The organism is Pseudochelatococcus contaminans, assembly GCF_014195635.1.
Classification (GTDB): domain Bacteria; phylum Pseudomonadota; class Alphaproteobacteria; order Rhizobiales; family Beijerinckiaceae; genus Pseudochelatococcus; species Pseudochelatococcus contaminans.
Map to the genome: position 1 here is coordinate 732,081 of NZ_JACICC010000001.1, position 17,642 is coordinate 749,722.

The 17,642-nt window shown below is 59.3% G+C and carries 19 protein-coding genes; 11 read left to right on the forward strand and 8 right to left on the reverse strand.

The genetic code is table 11. The features are described from left to right. Position 1: 1 nt before the first annotated feature. Both FHS81_RS03105 and FHS81_RS03110 read right to left on the reverse strand, forming a co-directional pair. Positions 2–559: a LemA family protein gene (locus FHS81_RS03105; protein ID WP_183750539.1), complete on the reverse strand. Its 558-nt coding sequence runs from the start codon at positions 557–559 to the stop codon at positions 2–4. An 81-nt stretch (positions 560–640) separates the two neighbouring features. Beyond that, positions 641–988, reverse strand: a complete 348-nt coding sequence (locus tag FHS81_RS03110) for a hypothetical protein (RefSeq protein WP_183750540.1) — start codon at positions 986–988, stop codon at positions 641–643. Between the two features lie 312 nt (positions 989–1,300). Between FHS81_RS03110 and FHS81_RS03115 the strand changes: the two genes are divergently transcribed. Beyond that, positions 1,301–2,092, forward strand: a complete 792-nt coding sequence (locus FHS81_RS03115) for an SDR family NAD(P)-dependent oxidoreductase (protein ID WP_183750541.1) — start codon at positions 1,301–1,303, stop codon at positions 2,090–2,092. A gap of 190 nt (positions 2,093–2,282) precedes the next feature. Here FHS81_RS03115 and FHS81_RS03120 read toward each other — a convergent pair whose 3' ends face one another. Together FHS81_RS03120 and FHS81_RS03125 are read right to left on the reverse strand one after the other, a co-directional pair. Further along, positions 2,283–2,936: a putative quinol monooxygenase gene (locus tag FHS81_RS03120; protein ID WP_210281504.1), complete on the reverse strand. Its 654-nt coding sequence runs from the start codon at positions 2,934–2,936 to the stop codon at positions 2,283–2,285. A 117-nt stretch (positions 2,937–3,053) separates the two neighbouring features. After that, complete coding sequence (locus FHS81_RS03125; protein WP_183750543.1) at positions 3,054–4,079, reverse strand: formylglycine-generating enzyme family protein; 1,026 nt, start codon at positions 4,077–4,079, stop codon at positions 3,054–3,056. A 154-nt stretch (positions 4,080–4,233) separates the two neighbouring features. Here FHS81_RS03125 and FHS81_RS03130 point away from each other — a divergent pair, with 154 nt between their 5' ends. The 4 genes from FHS81_RS03130 to FHS81_RS03145 all read left to right on the forward strand — a co-directional run bounded on the left by FHS81_RS03130 (position 4,234) and on the right by FHS81_RS03145 (position 7,955). Beyond that, positions 4,234–5,136, forward strand: coding sequence for a LysR family transcriptional regulator (locus FHS81_RS03130; protein ID WP_183750544.1), 903 nt, complete (start codon positions 4,234–4,236; stop codon positions 5,134–5,136). Between the two features lie 353 nt (positions 5,137–5,489). Beyond that, entirely contained in the window at positions 5,490–6,263 is a 774-nt protein-coding gene (locus FHS81_RS03135; protein WP_183750776.1) for a transporter substrate-binding domain-containing protein, read from the forward strand. A 253-nt stretch (positions 6,264–6,516) separates the two neighbouring features. Further along, the gene (locus FHS81_RS03140) at positions 6,517–7,197 is read left to right on the forward strand and encodes an ABC transporter permease subunit (RefSeq protein ID WP_183750777.1); all 681 of its coding nucleotides are present in this window, start codon (positions 6,517–6,519) and stop codon (positions 7,195–7,197) included. Continuing rightward, a complete protein-coding gene (locus FHS81_RS03145) occupies positions 7,194–7,955 on the forward strand; it encodes an amino acid ABC transporter ATP-binding protein (protein WP_183750545.1) in 762 nt (253 codons plus the stop codon). The genes FHS81_RS03140 and FHS81_RS03145 overlap by 4 nt, the downstream gene beginning before the upstream one ends. A 176-nt stretch (positions 7,956–8,131) precedes the next feature. On the opposite strand, the gene FHS81_RS03150 is transcribed toward FHS81_RS03145, so the two are convergent. After that, positions 8,132–9,379 carry an acyl-CoA dehydrogenase family protein gene (locus tag FHS81_RS03150; RefSeq protein WP_183750546.1) on the reverse strand — a complete coding sequence of 416 codons (1,248 nt, stop codon included), beginning with the start codon at positions 9,377–9,379 and terminating at the stop codon, positions 8,132–8,134. Between the two features lie 150 nt (positions 9,380–9,529). On the opposite strand from FHS81_RS03150, the gene FHS81_RS03155 reads away from it, so the two are divergent. The 5 genes from FHS81_RS03155 to FHS81_RS03175 all read left to right on the forward strand — a co-directional run bounded on the left by FHS81_RS03155 (position 9,530) and on the right by FHS81_RS03175 (position 14,481). Further along, positions 9,530–10,864 (forward strand): LLM class flavin-dependent oxidoreductase, encoded by a 1,335-nt coding sequence (locus FHS81_RS03155; RefSeq protein ID WP_183750547.1) that lies wholly within the window; start codon positions 9,530–9,532, stop codon positions 10,862–10,864. A gap of 216 nt (positions 10,865–11,080) precedes the next feature. Then, positions 11,081–12,067 (forward strand): ABC transporter permease, encoded by a 987-nt coding sequence (locus tag FHS81_RS03160; RefSeq protein WP_246374706.1) that lies wholly within the window; start codon positions 11,081–11,083, stop codon positions 12,065–12,067. 111 nt (positions 12,068–12,178) lie between these two features. Continuing rightward, positions 12,179–13,201 carry an ABC transporter substrate-binding protein gene (locus tag FHS81_RS03165; RefSeq protein WP_183750549.1) on the forward strand — a complete coding sequence of 341 codons (1,023 nt, stop codon included), beginning with the start codon at positions 12,179–12,181 and terminating at the stop codon, positions 13,199–13,201. Positions 13,202–13,303: 102 nt separating this feature from the next. Next, entirely contained in the window at positions 13,304–14,350 is a 1,047-nt protein-coding gene (locus FHS81_RS03170; protein WP_343052402.1) for an ABC transporter permease, read from the forward strand. Further along, a complete protein-coding gene (locus FHS81_RS03175; RefSeq protein WP_183750551.1) occupies positions 14,344–14,481 on the forward strand; it encodes a hypothetical protein in 138 nt (45 codons plus the stop codon). The genes FHS81_RS03170 and FHS81_RS03175 overlap by 7 nt, the downstream gene beginning before the upstream one ends. Positions 14,482–14,501: 20 nt before the next feature. Here FHS81_RS03175 and FHS81_RS03180 read toward each other — a convergent pair whose 3' ends face one another. Further along, positions 14,502–15,167 (reverse strand): YetF domain-containing protein, encoded by a 666-nt coding sequence (locus FHS81_RS03180; RefSeq protein ID WP_183750552.1) that lies wholly within the window; start codon positions 15,165–15,167, stop codon positions 14,502–14,504. Positions 15,168–15,365: 198 nt separating this feature from the next. Here FHS81_RS03180 and FHS81_RS03185 point away from each other — a divergent pair, with 198 nt between their 5' ends. Further along, positions 15,366–16,220 (forward strand): NADPH-dependent oxidoreductase, encoded by an 855-nt coding sequence (locus tag FHS81_RS03185; RefSeq protein WP_183750553.1) that lies wholly within the window; start codon positions 15,366–15,368, stop codon positions 16,218–16,220. Positions 16,221–16,237: 17 nt separating this feature from the next. On the opposite strand, the gene FHS81_RS03190 is transcribed toward FHS81_RS03185, so the two are convergent. Beyond that, positions 16,238–16,636 (reverse strand): RidA family protein, encoded by a 399-nt coding sequence (locus FHS81_RS03190; protein WP_183750554.1) that lies wholly within the window; start codon positions 16,634–16,636, stop codon positions 16,238–16,240. Positions 16,637–16,715: 79 nt separating this feature from the next. Then, a complete protein-coding gene (locus FHS81_RS03195) occupies positions 16,716–17,501 on the reverse strand; it encodes a DUF1345 domain-containing protein (protein WP_210281507.1) in 786 nt (261 codons plus the stop codon). Positions 17,502–17,642 lie beyond the last annotated feature (141 nt).

Sequence of the window (17,642 nt, forward strand, 5' to 3'; positions counted from 1 at the left end):
ACTAGAACTTGACGGCCGGCGGTGCGTCGAGCTGCTGCCGGGCCGTCTCCCCCACGTCGAAGAACTCGCGGTGCGTGAAGCCGAATCGCGCGGCGAACAGCGTGGCCGGAAACGATTCGATGGCGGCGTTATATTCGCTGACCGCGTTGTTGAAGAACCGCCGCGCTGCCGCGAGCTTGTTCTCGATATCGGAAAGCTCCGTCTGCAACTGCTGGAAGTTGGCGCTTGCTTTCAGATCCGGATAGGATTCGGCGAGGGCGAACAGGCGGCCCAGCGCTCCGGTAAGGGCATGTTCCGCGCCGGCCTGCGCATCCGGCCCGCTAGCGCTCAGGGCTTGCTGCCGGGCGCGGACCACGGCATCAAGCGTCTCGCTTTCGTGGCTGGCATAGCCCTTGACCGTCTCGACAAGGTTCGGAATGAGATCGTGCCGCTGCTTGAGCTGCACGTCGATATCGCCGAAAGCCTGATTGACCCGCTGCCGCATCGCGACAAGGCCGTTGTAGATGAAGATGACGTAGAGCGCTATGACGACGATGCCGCCGAGAATGATCCATTCCATAAGGGTCGCTTCTCCAGTCCGTGCCCATTTGGTGACGAACTATGCCATAAACCGCTTGTGTGAAGAAAGTGCCGTGTGTTTTCAGCTTTCTTCGTGCGTTCCCGGACCAATATTGACCGTGGCGGGCGCACCCGCGGACCGCTCCCGCGTGCCGGATGCGCGCAGCCCCATGCCGCCGACTTCCATCGACGTTTCTCCGATCGCGTTGGTATCGAAGCGGAATACGACGCCGAACGAATGCCAGTTTTCGGACGGCACGCCGTAGTAAGTCACGATGTCGCGCAGGATCGGCTCCAGCCGCCGCGCGATGGACAGCCGCCGTTCCAGATCCCGATCAAGGGCCTGTAACATCTGATCGATGTCGATGGTGTCGTCGAACAGCGAACCGGATGACGGATCATGGTCGGACGTCAGATCATCGTCGGACACGATTCCTCCTGACGGTTCCCGCCCTCGTGACGTAATCTCATGAAACTTGATGATACAATGCCGATGCGCGCATTCAAAACGCTTTAAAGCAAAAAGATACAGCGGATTGGCTTTTCAACGAAATGTCGGAAGTCTTAAACCCCGTTATGAACCGCCGGTATGGAACGATGCGGCGCGTGTCACTATTTGTTTCATCGTACCCTCGCTGCGGCAAGATTTCGAGCGTCAGAGAGGGCATGGATCGTCATACCCGTGACGGCTTGGGCGATCCAGAATGACAGCCGCAATGCGTGACAGGCAAGGAGAAGAGGTATGAAGATCGATCTTTCCGGCAAAACCGCCGTCGTTACGGGTTCCACGGCAGGCATCGGCCTTGCCATCGCCCGTGGACTGGCGGAAAGCGGTGCGACGGTGGTTATTAACGGGCGCACCCAGGAGGCTGTCGACAAGGCTGTCGCGGCGGTTGCCGCCGAAGTTCCGGGTGCAAGCCTTGCCGGATTGGCCGCGGACCTTGGAACGGCTGAAGGCTGCGCCGCGCTGGTGGCGGCTCACCCGGCCTGCGATATCCTCGTGAACAACCTCGGCATCTACAAGAATCAGGATTTCTTCGACACGCCGGATGAGGAATGGACGCGCTTCTTCGATATCAATGTTCTGTCGGGCGTGCGTTTGTCGCGGGCCTATGTGCCGGGCATGGAGAAGAACGGCTGGGGACGCGTCGTGTTCATCGGTTCGGAATCGGCCTTCAACATTCCGGCTGATATGATCCATTACGGTTTCAGCAAGACGGCCGTGGTGTCCATCGCCCGCGGATTGGCCAAGCGTCTGGCTGGCACGGGGGTAACGGTCAACTCCGTCCTGCCGGGGCCGACACTGTCCGACGGGCTGGTGGATTCGCTGAAGGACGAGGCTGAAAAGACCGGGAAATCCGTTGAGGAACTTGCTGCTGAATTCGTCGTCGCCAAACGCCCGTCCTCGATCATCCGCCGGGCGTCGACTGTCGAGGAAGTCGCCAACATGGTCGTCTATGCCTGTTCGCAGCAGGCTTCCGCCACCACTGGCGCGTCGCTGCGTGTGGATGGCGGCGTGGTCGACAGCCTGTAATGCTCGAAAAAGCGGGGCGGCGTCCGGCGCCGTCCCGCAGATAAGGCTGTGCCCTCTTGATGATGACCAAAGATGGAGTGCGACCTACGCGGCGCAGGTGCGGCAAAAATTCTCCTATGAGGCCGGATGACAATCCGGCCTCTGTTGTCTCGATCAAGAATGTCATGGGCGGGGTGACCCGGTCGGTGCCTCAGGGCGCGACGTCGCGCAGCAGGTAGCGTTCCGGCGGCTGGGCGAGGGTGTCCGGGACGATGCCGTCGAGCTTTTGCGAGTAGGGCTGCCCGAGATGCGCTTCGTGAGCGGCGGCACTTTCCCAACGTTCGAGCAACACGAAGCCGTTCGGGTTTTCGGCTTCCTGATAGAGATCGAAAATATAGTTGCCGGGCGCGGAGCGGGCCTGCGGAATGACTTCGGCAAAGCCGTTGATGAACGTGTCGCGCGCTTCAGGCTTTACGTTCAGCCTGACGATGACGTTGCGCGTCGTTCCGGCATCAGGGATTGAGGGGCGCTCATGTCCCGGCAAGCCGGGAACGTCGATGACCCATACGCTGGTGGGCGTGCCGGAGAAATCGGTCGCCGCGCGCGTCTCGACGGCTTTCAGGTGCGGCAATTCCAGATGCGCGTTGTGGGCGGCGCGGTCCTTCCAACTCTCGAACAGCAGGATCTGATCGCTGCCGTCTTCACCCTGAAATGCGTCGAAGGAGATGTTGCCCGGCTCCTCGCGGCTGGCCTTGGCATTGGCCTGCATCACCGGCAGGAAAGTTTCCAGAGCGCCGGGCTTGAGCGGCAGGATGTTGAAGACGTGCGCGGGTGAGGTCTCTTGAGCGAAGGTTTGAACGGACATGGAAATTCCCGATATTGCTGCAAGTGCTGTCATGAAAATGCGTCGCGTGATCATCGTCGTTTCTCCTCATGGATGAAAAGGCTGGGTGGTCATGAAACGCGCCGGATTTTATCCGGCTCATGCATCGGCGGCGCACCGAATGCCGATCTGGCGGTGGCCCTGCGAAGGCTTGTTGGAAAAGCCGTTGCGGTGAGATGCCGAAAGCTTTTCCGCATTGTTGTCATATTGATAGTCGCCGCCGCGCGTGACACGCTCGCCCGGCGTGTCGGGGGCCTCGCGCCCGTCAGCGGCGTTGTAGGGGTAGGGGCGCTTGAGCGTGGAGGTCCACTCCGCCACCGACCCTGCCATATCCAGCGCGCCAAATGGCGATGCGCCCGCCGGCAGCGATCCGATCGGCGCGGTCGCATCCGGGTTGCGGTTGACATAAGCGCGGGTAGCGTCCGGCAGTTCATTGCCCCATGGATAGCGCCGACCATCGGTGCCGCGCGCGGCCGCTTCCCATTCCGCCTCGGTCGGCAGGCGAGCACCGCGCCAGTTGCAGTAAGCGCGTGCGCCGGCCCAGGTCGTTTCGGCCACAGGGTGATCCTCAAAACCCGCTGCCGATACGAAGCGGTTTCCATCATGGCCGATGCGCGCGTTCTCATCGTTAAGCGCGATGATGGGATATTGATTGTGAACGCCCCAGCGCTGTTCGCGCAAAAGCGTTGCATCCTCGCCGGCATTTTCAGCCAACTTGCCGCCCGCAAACGGCCCGCTGACCCGCAATCCGAGGAGGTTCAGATATTCCGCGAAGGCCGCGTTCGTCACCTCCGTGCGGTCGACGCGGAAAGCCTTGAGGGCGACGGCATGAGCCGGCTTCTGATCCGCTGCGGCATCGTCCCTGCCGATGGGATAAGTGCCCGCCGGGATCGCAATCATGTCCGCCTGCGCTTTCACCGACACTGGCGCATTCGCAGCCGTCGGCGCTTTTGCGGGGCGTAGGGTTGAGAAATCCGGCGGGACAAGCTGTGCCGAGGCATTTGACAGAGCCGCAAACGAGAGCGGCATGGCAAGAGCAGCACCGGCAAGCAGGCGCATGGTGCGCCGGGTTATGCCTCTACGGGGAAGGGGGTGCGCAGCGAAAGGTGCGGGACTGGCGGTCATCGTCGTGTCTCCGTATCTGGCGGCATAAGCGGCGTTTGGCGAGCCGCTTTACCCGTGCACTGTGGCCTGTGCGCTGTGAGATTGGCACTTTACCATTGCATTTTTGATGGATAATTATCGATCAAAATAACCCACCTTTCGGAATTATCGAAAAATGGATCAACTCGACCTGTTGCGCCTCTATGTCGCCATTGCCGATCATGGCAGTCTGTCTGCTGTGGCGCGGGCGCAGGCTCTCTCTCCTTCGACGGTAACGCTTGGCCTGCAACGGCTTGAGGAGCGCGTGGGCGCGCGGCTCATCACCCGCACGACCCGACGTTTATCGTTCACACCGGAGGGGGAGCGCTTCCTGATCGATTGCAGGCGCATCCTGGGTGATCTCGATGATGTGATGACGGGGCTTGCCGACAGTGGGCAGATTGAGGGCGAAATCAGTGTCACCGCGACGAACGATTTCGGCCGCAGCCGCCTCGTGCCGCTCATCGACGCTTTTATGCATGCTCATCCCGGTGTGCGGGTGGCGTTGATGCTTACTGATGCGGTTCTCGATCTCGCGGAGGAGGGGTACGATCTGGGCCTTCGCATCGGCGTGCTGCGCGAAACTTCGATGGTTTCCCGATTGCTGGTTCGTGACAGGCGGCGGATTTGCGCGGCTCCATCGTATTGGGAGCGTATGGGGCGGCCCGCGCACCCGCGCGATCTGGCAGCGCATAATTGTATGGCGCTTGCGCGTCCGGGTGCGCCGATGATGTCGTGGCGCTTTCAGGAAAAAGGCGCCGAATTCAGCGTGCGCATCAGTGGCGACCGCAGCACGAACGATGGCGGCGCGCTGCGCAATTGGGCCATCGGCGGAGCAGGCGTCATCAAGAAGGTCGGTCTCGATATCGAGGAAGACCTCGCCTCCGGTCGTCTCGAAGCGGTCCTCGATGCGTTTGCGATCGCCCAAACCAATCTCTATGCCGTTCATCCGCCCGGACGTCGTCCGGCGCGGCGTGTTATCGCGCTCGTCGACTATCTGGCCGAACGGCTGCAAAACCCGGCCGGCAATACCGGCTGATGGACCGGAATCCATGCTTTCGAAGTTTAAGCGTAGCAGTGATGATTGTCGTAAAATATAAAAACTCAGAAAAAACAAAATATGCAAAAATACGATATATATTTTTTGCATACAAAAATATTCATTTTTTTAAAATTGCCTCAGAGCGGCAAAATATCATGCAAAAGCGATTGTAGTAGATCTCGCATAAATGATGCATGTGAGATCCTGCGAATAATGTCGCTATAAAATACACAAAAATTTCAGGACAAGCATTGGTGGTCTATCCGGCTGCATGCACTCGTTCGTCGTTGACTAATTTCAATAATATCTATAGAATTTATGTAATTTATTCGTTAGCAAGGAGTTGTGACGTGAACTGGCTCAAAACAATTGCCGCTGCCGTGGTTTTACAAGCTGCTGCGTTCATTCCCGCCCATGCCCAGACCGGCTGGGACGCCATCGAAAAGGCCGGTGTGCTGAAAATCGGAACCGAGGGAACCTACGCGCCCTTCACGTTTCACGACCAGAGCGGCAAGCTCGTTGGCTTTGATGTTGAAATCGGTCAGGCTATTGCCCAGAAGCTGGGTCTCAAAGCCGAGTTCCTCGAAGGCAAATGGGATGGTCTGATCGCCGGGCTTGATGCAAACCGCTATAATGTCGTCATCAATCAGGTCGGTATTACGCCGGAGCGCAAGCAGAAATATGACTTCTCGGAGCCCTATATTGCTTCAAGAGCCTCCTTGATCGTGCGCGGCGACAACGACAGCATCAAGACATTTGAAGATCTCAAGGGCAAGAAGGCAGCACAATCCCTGACGAGCAACTACGGCAAGATAGCGCAGAATGCTGGTGCCCAGATCATCGGTACGGATGGCTTCGACCAGTCGATCGAGCTCGTTCTGACAGGCCGTGCCGATGCCACTTTGAATGACCGCCTGTCTTTTCTTGACTTCAACAAGCAAAAGCCGGGTGCCAACGTCAAGGTCGTAGCGCAGTTTGGCAATCCCGAATATTCCGGGATCATTCTTCGCAAGGGCCAGCCCGAGCTTCTCGCCGCTATCAACAAAGCGCTGGCGGAAATCAAGGCTGACGGCACCTACAAGGCCATTTCCGAAAAGTACTTCGGCGAAGACGTATCCAGCTAAAGCATTGCCCATCGGCTGAAAGCATCCGATGGGCAAAAATGCACTTAACGACAGAAAAACGGGCTGTTTTTCTTCAGAAACGTGGAGAAGCCCCGCACCTTTCCTCTCTGCGTATCTCCATTGTCCAGCTTGAATTCGCGTTTTCAGGGCGAGCGGTTCCCGCCCGCCCTTTTTGCGTCGACAAGGCCGCATCCGTGCGTTCGGTGAACGATGCCGGACATCCCCTTCCACTATCAAAGCATGAGTGACACCCGTGCCACACTGGCTCCAACTGATGCTGGATTCGCTGCCCGCGCTGCTTTGGGCAGGTCTCAAGTTCACCATTCCCCTGACGCTGCTGGCGTTCACCTTCGGCCTTCTTTTGGGCCTGGTCACAGCCTTGCTGCGTCTTTTCGCACCGCGGCCTTTGGCTGCGATTGCAGGTGTTTACGTATGGGTGATCCGTGGAACACCACTGCTCGTGCAGCTCTTCGTGATATTCTACGGCCTGCCGAGCATTGGCGTTCTGCTCGACGCTTTCCCGGCGGCGCTGATCGGCTTCACGCTCAATATCGGCGCGTATACGTCAGAGATCATTCGCGCGGCGATCTCCTCCGTTCCGAGAGGGCAGTGGGAGGCATCTTACTCCATCGGCATGTCGTGGTCGCAAACGGTCACGCGCACCATTCTGCCGCAGGCTGCGCGGGTGGCCGTGCCGCCATTGTCCAACACGTTCATCTCGCTGGTGAAGGATACGTCGCTTGCCGCGGCGATCACGCTGCCTGAACTTTTCCAGACGGCGCAGCGAATAGTGGCGACAACCTATGAGCCGCTCATTCTCTACATTCTGGCCGCGCTCGTCTATCTGGCGCTGAGTTCGGTGCTGACGGTGTTGCAGGCGCGGCTTGAGAAGCGCTTTGCAAGATATGGCGGGTTCCTGGAGGCAAGCAAATGATCGAGCTGACTCACATCGAGAAGCGATTTGGCGATAATATCGTTCTTCGGGATATCAGTGTTCTTCTGCCCGAGAGCACCGTTACGGCGCTGGTCGGCCCCTCCGGCGGCGGCAAGAGCACGCTGCTGCGCTGTATCAACCTGCTGGAAACGCCGACCTTCGGCAAGATCCGCGTCGGCAGCGAGGAGATCGAGCTGACGCCAGACAGGAAGCTCGGCTGGAAGTCCATCCAGAGTCTGCGGCGTCAGACGGGCATGGTGTTCCAGAGCTTTCAGCTCTTCCCGCACCGAACGGCAATCGGCAATGTCATGGAAGGGCTGGTGACGGTTCTGAAATGGCCTGCCGACAAGGCCAGAAAGCGCGCCATCGAGCTGCTCGAAAAGGTCGGCATGGCGCATAAGGCTGATGCATGGCCGGCGACCTTGTCCGGCGGGCAGCAGCAGCGGGTTGCCATCGCGAGAGCGCTTGCTCCTTCGCCGCGCGTGTTGCTGTGCGACGAGCCGACATCCGCGCTCGATCCCGAACTGGCGGAGGAGGTCGTCGACGTTCTGAGCCAACTGGCGCGCGAAAACACGACGATGGTCATGGCGACACACGATCTTCGCCTTGCATCGCGGGTGGCGAACAAGGTGCTGTTTCTTGATGGCGGGCTGATCGTTGAAAGCGGCGAGCCGCGAGAGATATTCGCATCGCCCCAGCAGGAGAGAACCAAGAAGTTCATCGCCTCGCTCAGTGCCGCCAACAACTACAACGACTGAACCGCCGATATCGGCAAAAGCATGCGTTCAGGCCGATCACCGGCCTGAACGCAAATGTTTTTGAGTAACCTGCAATCCATAAAAAAAGCTTCCCGGCCTCTCAATGAAAAGCCGGGAAGCTGTATGTCACCACAACTTGTGTTCAAAGCTATAGAGCAGCTTGAGCGTAAGTGGCTTTAGAAAAAGCCCAGCGTCGGCAGCGTTGTGCCGTTGAGATCATACGCGCCCAGAAGCTGCGCCTTGTAGGCTGACGGATTGTGGGACGAAAGCGTGCGGGCGTTGCGCCAGTGGCGGTCAAGGTTCTTGCGCAATGTCGCGGCAGTCGCGCCGCCGACCTCGAACGCGGCGTTTGCGGAGCGCAAGGCGAACTCGTCGATGATGACCTTCGCCTTCGCCGCGGCCACTGATGCGTCGTGGGCCAGCCTGATGAGGGTTTCGTCGTCCGCGCCGGCATCGCGCGCTCTTGCGTAGATGTCGAATACGTCTCCCGTTGCCGCAATGATATGATCCGCCGCGAAAACCTCGCTGGCGATGCGGCCGATTGTTTGCTGCAGCAGCGGGTCGTCGGCCGCCACGGGCGCAGGCGCGAAATAGAAGTTGCGCGTGCGGCCAAGAACCAGCGCCCGCGAGTCGCGCAGCACGGCACGCAGAATGCCCGCGTTCACTGCCGTCAGCACGATCTGGGCGATGGTGCTGGAGAAGGGTTGCACGTAAGGGCGATCGTCGCGAATGATCTCATCCGCCGCCACCCGCACGTTGTGCAAGTTGGTGGTGCCGCTGCCGGTGACCTTCTGGCCGATGCCGTCCCAATCGTCGACACGTTCCACGCCCTCGCGGTCGGCGGGGATGATGACGGACAGATCTTCCTCGCCCGGGCCAGTCGCACGCACGAGCGTCCATTCCGCATAGAGAGTGCCGGTGCTGTAGAACTTGGTGCCGTTGAGAAGAAAGCCGTCGCCATCGGGTGTGAGCAGAGTCTTTAGCCCGCCCTTGCCGCCGGTCTGCTTGCGGTCGAGTTCCGTTGTTGCAAGCGCGATGATCTCGCCCCGCAACACGGCCTCGCGCCATTTCGGATTATAGCCCGGCTCGCGGCCCGTTATGAAGCGCTCGGACACGAGCAGGTGGTTGCGGAACACGTGCGCGACACTCGAATCCGCCTCGCCGAGTTTGACAATCGCCCCGAGCGTCTCCCGCCATGACGCGCCATAGCCACCGTCCTCGACAGGAAAGCGAATCGCGCCGAATCGCGCTTCACGCAGTTTGTCCAGCACGTCCAGCGGATGGACGCGCTCACCGTCACGCGTCGCGCTGTCGGCGGCGATCTCGTCGAAAAGCGGCTGCAAGGCTGACAGGCGGGACGCCGTGGACTGGAATGATGTGTCCCGGGATATCGTTTCTCTGGCGGAGGTGAGGATGTCGGTCATAAGGAAAAAGCTCCGGATGTTCGTGCTGCCGAACCATTATTCTATAAATATGATATTTTAAATCAAAATATGTTGTACACAACCCCATAAAGGTGGCTAAATCCGGCTGAACCGGCATCTCGCCGGGGCGGCAGGCAAGGGGCGGACGACATGAGCAATGCCAGCAAACGACAACTGCATCTGGGCCTGAACGTGCTGGCGGCAGGCATGCATCCGGCTGCGTGGCAGTTTCCGGGCACCGATCCGCTGGGTTACGTCAAGCTGTCGCAGTGGCGGCATATTGCGGAGGTTGCGGAGCGGGGAACGTTTGACGCGATCTTTCTTGCAGACGGTGTCAATATTCCGCTCAGCCCCACGCGGCAGGTCATCGGGCCGGTCAATTCGTTCGATCCTGTGATTCTGCTGTCGGTGCTTGCCGGGCTGACAACTCACATCGGGCTCATCCCGACCGTCTCCACCACGATTGACAATCCGTTCAGTCTCGCGCGGCGGATCGCATCGCTCGATCACCTCAGCGGTGGCCGTGCCGCGTGGAATGTGGTGACGACATGGGATGCGGCGACCAGCGAGAATTTCGGCGGCAAGCCACGCGCCGACCGGGAAGAGCGCTATGCTCAGGCGGTGGAATTCGTCGATGTCGTCCGCGCGCTGTGGGACAGTTGGGACGACGACGCTTTCGTTGCCGACCAGACGAGCGGGCAATTCACGCGCCCCGGTTCCGTCAATCCCATCGACCATCAAGGCCGCTATTTCTCCGTCAAGGGCCCGCTCAATTTACCGCGCTCGCCGCAGGGGCAGGCCGTGCTGTTTCAGGCAGGCGGTTCCGCCTGGGGGCTGGATCTGGCGGCCCGTCATGCCGATGGGGTGTTCGCGTCGCTCGGCACGCTCGATCACGCGCTCGAATTTACCGCGGACCTGCGGCGGCGGACGCAGGCATATGGCCGGCCCGCCGACGCAATACGTGTCATGCCGGGCCTGTCGTTCATCCTCGGCGGCACGGAAGCGGAAGCGCGAGAGCGGGCGCGCGTGTTGAACGATCTTGCGGGCGATCGCCGCCTCGGCGCCCTTGCGCGCCAGCTTGGCGTGGATGTTGCGGAGCTGGCGTGGGATAAGCCGCTGCCACAAGAGCTGCTCGACACGGCTGAACTGTCTCCGCATTCGCAGGGCGCGCGTGAAATCGTGCTGCGGATAGCCCGGCGCGAGTCGCTCACCGCGCGGCAAATTCTCGACCGTGTGCAGTCATGGCATCGTCTTGTCGTCGGCAGCCCGGAGCAACTGGCCGATACCATTGACGAATGGTTTTCGGCCGGCGCGGTCGATGGCTTCAACCTGATGCCTGACGTCGAGCCGTCCGGTCTTGAAGCATTCGTCGACCATGTTGTTCCGATCCTGCGGCGTAAGGGGATTTTCCGCCACGAATATGCGGGCTCGACACTACGCGATCATCTCGGACTCTCCCGGCCCGCGAGTGCGCGCTCCCAATGAGCAGTCGAGCCTCATCAAGCATGAAAGTGTCATGCATTTTAGAATCATAGTTGACATATAGATTTTGTAGAATGATTATGTGTTCATGCTGTATTTCAGTATTCGCATCGCCCCAGTGACGTGCGGGTATGGCGTGCAAGATCGGCGTTATTGCCCCGCACGCCGCTGACCGAAGAATTGCCGACCGATGACGGAGACATCATGAGTGATGCGACAATGTTGCAGCCCGCACCGACTGCGGTGCTGGCGGGATCTGGCAAGGTCGAAACGCTGACCGGCATCGCCGCCGGCCTTTCTTGGCTTGTGGCCGCGATTACAACGGTGGCGCTCGACGATATCGGTGACTGGCTGGAGACCGAGAACTACGCCATTGCGGCGGGCCTCGCAGGCGTTCTGTTCATCGGCCTTTCCGTCTCTGGCCGTTGGTTGCCGCGTGTCGGTGCGTGGATCGCGCATGCCGGGCCGTGGCTGCTTGTGCTGGGGCTGATCCAGATTTTATGGCAGCTTGCTTCCGCAAAATTCGGATGGCTGCCGCAGCCGTTCTTTCCGCCGGCGCAGGGCATCATCGAGGTTTATACGTTTGAATACGATGAACTTGCGACCCACTTCCTGGCGTCGTTCAAGCTGCTGGTCGTCGGATTCGGCATTGGCTCGGCAGTCGGATTTCTGATTGGTGTTTCGATTGGATGGTCGACTGCCGCCGGTTATTGGGTTCATCCCGTGCTGCGCTTCATCGGGCCGCTGCCGGCAACATCCCTGCTGCCCATCGTGTTTTTCGCTTTCCCGTCGAGCTGGAGCGCCAGCATTTTTCTGATTGCGCTCGCGGCGGGGTTTCCGGTTGCGGTGCTGACATGGTCTGGCGTGGCCAACGTCAACACTGCCTATTATGACGTCGCCCGCACCCTCGGGATGAAACCGCTCGGCCTCATTTTCAAAGTCTCCATCCCGGCGGCTTTGCCAAACGTGTTCGTCGGTCTGTTCATGGCGCTCGGCGCGGCTTTCACCGCCCTGACGGTGGCTGAACTCGTGGGCGTCAAGGCGGGGGTTGGCTTTTACATCCAGTGGTCGCAGGGCTGGGCCTCATACGCCAATGTCTATGCCGCGCTTATCCTGCTGGCCTTGTTGTGCTCGGGCTCCATCACGCTGCTGTTCCGCGTCCGCGACCGGCTGCTGTCCTGGCAGAAGGGGCTGGTGAAATGGTAACGCACAGCGGCCTTGGCCCGGAAATCGCAAGTATCCAACCCCTTGATAATACGAAAACTCCACGCAACGCAGCAACGCGTTTCCAAGCTTAGTCGACAGGAGAAACCAGAAATGTCGGACCCCTTCCTGAAATCGCCGCTGCTTTCGCGTCGCGCCATGCTCGGTGCATCGGCGCTGGCCGTTGGCGCTTCCTTTGCGGGCGGCCTGTTGTCCGTGCCGTCCTTTGCCCAGTCATCGGACCCCATCAAGGTGGGGTGGACGGGCACCGGCATCTGTCTGATTTCGATCCCGGTCGCGCGGGACAAGGGCTTTTTCGAGAAACACGGCGCCAACGTCGAGTTCGTGAACTTCGGCTCCAACTTCGCCGCGGGCGTCGAGGCCGTGTCGTCGGGCAAGATCGATGTCTACGTCAACTTCATCCTGCAATACATCAAGCCGCTGGAGCAGGGCGTGAACGTGCAGTTCACGGGTGCGGTGCACGGCGGGTGCATTCGTCTGCTCGCGCGCTCGGGTTCGGAGGAAGTCGACTACGCCTCGTTGAAGGGCAAGGCAATCGGCGTGCGTTCAATCGACAGCCCCGGCAAGCAGTTCCTGTCGGTTCAGCTTTACAAGGCCGGTATCGACCCGCAGACCGAGGTTGAGTGGAAGGTCTATCCCACGGATCTTCTTGGTGAGGCGATCAACAAGGGCGAGGTTCACGCCTCGATTGACGCGGACCCTGCGATCTACCTCATTCTCAAGAACAGCAAAGGCGGCCTGACCGAGATTGGCGGTCTTCACAGCGGCGAATATGCCGATCTGGCATGCTGCGCCATCGGCATCCGCAAGGAGTTCATCGAGGCCCGCCGGCAGGATGCCGCAGCCGTCACGCGCGCGCTGCTGGATGCGGCGCAGTGGACGCATGAAAACCCGGATGAGGCGGCTGAACTCTTCACCAACTACTCGCCTGTCGATCGTCAGACACTGGCGGAAATCATTCGCTCGCATACCCACCATGCCAATTTGCCGGTCGACGACAAATTCCGTGGCCAGCTTGAAACCTACACGGAAGAGCTGAAGACGGTGGGCATCGTGCGCCGGCGGACCGATCCGCAGGCTTTTGCCCGTCGCATCACCGCAGACGTGCTGAGCTAAGCCCCGCGCCTGAATAGCGCAGATAAGCGGCGCCGGTGTTCGGCCGGGGCCGCTTTCCCGATCCCTCCTGCCGGTGTGGCATGGCAGCATATGGGTGAAACAGTGAGCGATCAGACGGTATTTTCCGGGGCGCATGCAGCCGTCGGCGGCGGTGCTCCGGCCACGCCCGAGCAAGGCATCTCGACGCGCGGCCGTGACATTGCACTGCGCCCGCCGCGCAGTCTGCTGGTTGCGGCAGGCGCCTGGGTGCTGGCCGGAGCGGTGACGCTGCTGTGGCCTAACATCCAGCAGTTTGCACGCACGTCCGATCTGGCCGTGGCGCAATGGATTATCGCGTCGTTGTTTGTCGTTGCTTATGGAGTTTATCCACGTCTTGGCAAGGTCGGGCGGTGGTTCGGTGTCAATGCGCCTCGGCTGGCGGGGCTCGCCGCAGTCCTGTCGGTATGGCAGATTGCTTCCGCCAAGATCGGCCTGTGGCCACAGCCGTATATTCCACCGCCGCAAGGGGTGCTGGATGCCTATATCACCGATTACAAGCGGCTGCTGGACAGCATCGGCTCATCGCTGCTGCTTCTGGTTACGGGCGTGGTGATCGGCGGGCTTGCAGGGTTCGTCACCGGCCTTGCCACCGGCTGGACCAGCCGGGTGGGATACTGGACCAATCCCGTTCTGCGGCTGATCGGGCCTATTCCTGCCACGGCATTGATTCCGATTGCGCTTTTTCTGTTCCCGACCAGTTTCAGCGCCAGCGTTTTTCTTGTCGCGCTCGCGACATGGTTTCCGGTCGCGGTCCTGACCTGGTCTGGGGTGTCGAGCATTGACAGCAGCTATTATGACGTTGCGCGAACGCTTGGAGCGCGCGAGCGTTTCCTGCTGCTGAAAATCGCTATTCCGGGATCGCTGCCGCATGTCTTCGTGGGCCTTTTCATGGCCCTGGGCAGCGCGATATCCGTGTTGGTCGTCGCCGAGATGGTCGGCGTCAAGTCCGGCCTCGGCTATTACCTCGACTGGTCTCAGGGATGGGCTGCCTACGGACACATGTTCGGCGGTCTGCTGGTCATGGCTGTGCTGTTCTCATCGTTGACCACGCTGCTGTTCCGCACTCGTGACAGGCTTCTGGTCGGGCAGAAGGGGGACGTGCAATGGTAGCATCTCGTGGCCAGCCATTGCCCTCGCGCGCGTGGAGCCTGCCGCGTGTTGCATCAGGCGTCCGGGCGCTGGTGCTGTCCGCTCTGGTTCTGGCAATCGTTGTCGGCTTGACGGGCGTGCAAATCGGATAAGGGCCCGGTCGGTGATTTCATCAGTCGGCGGGTTGCTGTTTCACGACCTCGCCGCTGTTGAGGACGAAGCTCAGGCCGCCGTCCCAGAACTCGCCGATGAAAACATCCTCCGGCTTGATGTTCAGATCGGCAAGCGCCTTTTGCACGTCGTCTTCCGTGAGATCGACGGCGGACAATTCGTTGGCGATGATGTTGCCGTTCTTCACCACGATGACGGAGGGAATACGCGAGCGCCCGCAGACAGCCGTGAGTTGTCCGTTCGGCTCGATCTGGGCATAGTAGATTTCTTGAAAGGAGTGGATGCCTTGAAGATGCATCTGCGAGGCGACGTTCAGGATATCGATCTTGCCCTTCCTTTGGAGAATGTTGTCCATCAGGAATTTTCCGTTCTTGATGATCGGAATGGGCTCCCCGATGGTGAAAATCCGGAAGGCGGCGAGGTTCTTGCTGATGAAATTCAGCAGCGATATCAGCACCACACCAATCAAAAGCACGGATATATACTGATAGAGAGGAACGGAATCGCTGTATATAACGCCGCCGATGATGCCACCCAGAACAAAATTGCCGATAAAGTCTATCGGTGTCATCTGCGACAACTGGGTCTTTCCGGATATGTTCATATGGGTAATGATGATGACAAATCCGATGATGAATTTTAACAGAACATATCCGTAATATTCCACCTTCGCCTCCGAATCTGACCGTATCTGGATTATATATGCCAAGGTACAATTGAAATATGATTGCCGTTTTGCCGGTAGGAAAGCACGGAAAGCTTGCGTTATAAAAAATATATCAAAAATATAGAATTTATATTGACATAACGCTGCAATATTTGAATTCTGGTTGCCCGCAAACTGCTTGAGAGAACGAGGCTTGCCATGACGACGGATGCTTTCGCAACGGATCAACAACTGCCGGCGGACGAAGTGGCGTCGCTGCTCGCTGATCGCTATGGCGAGGCACAGCCGGAGGATATTCTGTCGAATGCCGTGATCGGCCGGTTGTTGAGCCACCGCTCGGTGCGCGCTTTCACTGCTGATGCACTACCGAAAAATCTGCTCGAAACGCTTGTCGCGGCAGCGCAATCGGCATCGACATCATCCAACCTGCAGGTCTGGAGCGTTGTTGCGGTCGAGGAACCATCGCACAAGGCGGAACTGGCGACCCTTGCCGGCGATCAGGATTTTATCCGGCAAGCGCCGCTGTTTCTGATCTGGCTTGCGGATCTGTCGCGTGTGCATGCGCTTGGCAAGGCCCACGGCGCAGCCGTTGAGGGGACGGAGTATCTCGAGTCTTTCGTGTTAGGCGTCGTCGATGCGGCGCTCGCCGCGCAGAACGCGGTTGTCGCGCTGGAATCGCTCGGGCTTGGCGCGGTTTATGTCGGCGCTATCCGTAACCACCCACAGCAGGTTTCCGAACGCCTCAAGCTGCCGCCGTCCGTGTTCCCGGTTTTCGGCCTCGCTATCGGCTATCCGGATCCGCAAAAGCCGGCATTCGTCAAACCACGGCTTCCCCAAGCTGCGGTTCTGCACCGCGAAACTTACGATGCCTCGCACCAGCCAGCGGCGGTTGAAACTTATGACAAGGTGTTCGAGGCGTTCTGGCAGGGGCAGGGCCTGAGCCACCCTCTCTGGTCGCAGCAGGTTCTCTCCCGCCTCGGGCAAGCGGCCGCCCTCAAGGGCCGGGACCGTCTGGCGGAAGTTGCCCGCGCTTTGGGCTTCCCGCTGCGGTAAGGTCCGAACAGCGCCTGTCAGGCGTTGTCAGGAATGCGGGCGATGACCTTGATTTCGAAATCGAAACCTGCAAGCCAGTTGACGCCGATCGCCGTCCAGTTGGGGTAGGGCGGTTGCGGGAAGATCTCTTTCTTCACGCTCATGATGGTTTCAAACTGGTTTTCAGGATCGGTGTGGAAGGTTGTCACGTCGACGATATCGTCAAAACTGCATCCTCCCGCAGCGAGCGTCGCTTTCAGATTGGCGAAGGCCAGCCGCACCTGCTTCGCGAAATCGGGTTCGGGAGAGCCATCCGCGCGGCTGCCGACCTGTCCGGATACGAACAGTAGATCGCCGGAGTGAATTGCCGCCGAGTATCCATGTGCCTCATAAAGGGCATGACGCTCTGCGGGGAATACGGCCTTGCGTTTTGTCATGATCCTGATCCTGATCCTCTCGTATGCTGCGCCGTGTTTATGTAAGCCTCGATCTGCAAAATGTAAGACGACTGCCGCGTCAGCCTGCCAGAACGTTGATCGCAAAAGCGATGACGCCGATGTTGAAGGCGAAGCCTGCCATACAATGAAAAGTCGTGACGATGCGGAAGCGGCGGCTGGTGATCTGCACGTCCGATGTCTGGAACGCCATGCTGAGGCCGATGGCGAAATAGCAGAAATCGACGTAATCGGGATTATCCGCCAACGGGAACTGCAATCCGCCACGCCTCGCGGCATTTTTGGATGATGAATAATACATATGCGCGTAATGGATGGCATAAACGAGACTGCTGAAAGACCAGGATAATATAAGTGTTGCGACGATGAGGAGCGTGGAGATCAAATCCGGAGTGCTCTGCTCCATCAGCACGCTGGCGACGACGATGAATATCGCCCCGGTTACGACTGCCGTGATGACCAGCAAGCCAATGCGATTGGCGTCATTGGACTTGGCCTCGTGATGCATTTCTTCCGAGGTTTGGTAAAACAGCGGCCAGCATAAGATAATGAAAATCAATGCGGCGATATCGAAGCCGATCAGGATGCCGCGTCGCCAATCCAGAAAAGGAATGGCCGCCATGCTTGCGAGAAGCAGTACCAGGCTGAATATGCTGAAGCGGGCAGGTGCGACAACGTTAAACACATATTGCATGAACGGGCCGCGCGGCTGTTGCGGGCTTCGCTCCTGCTGCTCCTTGCCTGCGTTTTGCGGGCCTGCTGCCGGTTTTCCATCTGCCGGATGCTGCTTAGGCGCTTCCGGTTGATCGGGTGTTTTCGCCTCTGTGGGCACGGGGGGACGCTCCATCTGATTGCTGGCCACACCACCGGGCAAAAATGCCGATTACGTTTTGCCGGTGAAGGTTACGGCGTGATTGTTTCACTGTCTTGACTATCCAATCATCCAATTTTTGGAAAATGGAGATGAACAACCAAACCAATTTGCTCG

Bases quoted from the DNA above. Each gene is read 5' to 3' on its own strand.
- FHS81_RS03105 (WP_183750539.1), bottom strand. From the start codon at position 559: ATGGAATGGATCATTCTCGGCGGCATCGTCGTCATAGCGCTCTACGTC.
- FHS81_RS03115 (WP_183750541.1), top strand. From the start codon at position 1,301: ATGAAGATCGATCTTTCCGGCAAAACCGCCGTCGTTACGGGTTCCACG.
- FHS81_RS03120 (WP_210281504.1), bottom strand. From the start codon at position 2,936: ATGTCCGTTCAAACCTTCGCTCAAGAGACCTCACCCGCGCACGTCTTC.
- FHS81_RS03125 (WP_183750543.1), bottom strand. From the start codon at position 4,079: ATGACCGCCAGTCCCGCACCTTTCGCTGCGCACCCCCTTCCCCGTAGA.
- FHS81_RS03130 (WP_183750544.1), top strand. From the start codon at position 4,234: ATGGATCAACTCGACCTGTTGCGCCTCTATGTCGCCATTGCCGATCAT.
- FHS81_RS03145 (WP_183750545.1), top strand. From the start codon at position 7,194: ATGATCGAGCTGACTCACATCGAGAAGCGATTTGGCGATAATATCGTT.
- FHS81_RS03150 (WP_183750546.1), bottom strand. From the start codon at position 9,379: ATGACCGACATCCTCACCTCCGCCAGAGAAACGATATCCCGGGACACA.
- FHS81_RS03155 (WP_183750547.1), top strand. From the start codon at position 9,530: ATGAGCAATGCCAGCAAACGACAACTGCATCTGGGCCTGAACGTGCTG.
- FHS81_RS03160 (WP_246374706.1), top strand. From the start codon at position 11,081: ATGTTGCAGCCCGCACCGACTGCGGTGCTGGCGGGATCTGGCAAGGTC.
- FHS81_RS03165 (WP_183750549.1), top strand. From the start codon at position 12,179: ATGTCGGACCCCTTCCTGAAATCGCCGCTGCTTTCGCGTCGCGCCATG.
- FHS81_RS03175 (WP_183750551.1), top strand. From the start codon at position 14,344: ATGGTAGCATCTCGTGGCCAGCCATTGCCCTCGCGCGCGTGGAGCCTG.
- FHS81_RS03185 (WP_183750553.1), top strand. From the start codon at position 15,366: ATGACGACGGATGCTTTCGCAACGGATCAACAACTGCCGGCGGACGAA.
- FHS81_RS03190 (WP_183750554.1), bottom strand. From the start codon at position 16,636: ATGACAAAACGCAAGGCCGTATTCCCCGCAGAGCGTCATGCCCTTTAT.
- FHS81_RS03195 (WP_210281507.1), bottom strand. From the start codon at position 17,501: ATGGAGCGTCCCCCCGTGCCCACAGAGGCGAAAACACCCGATCAACCG.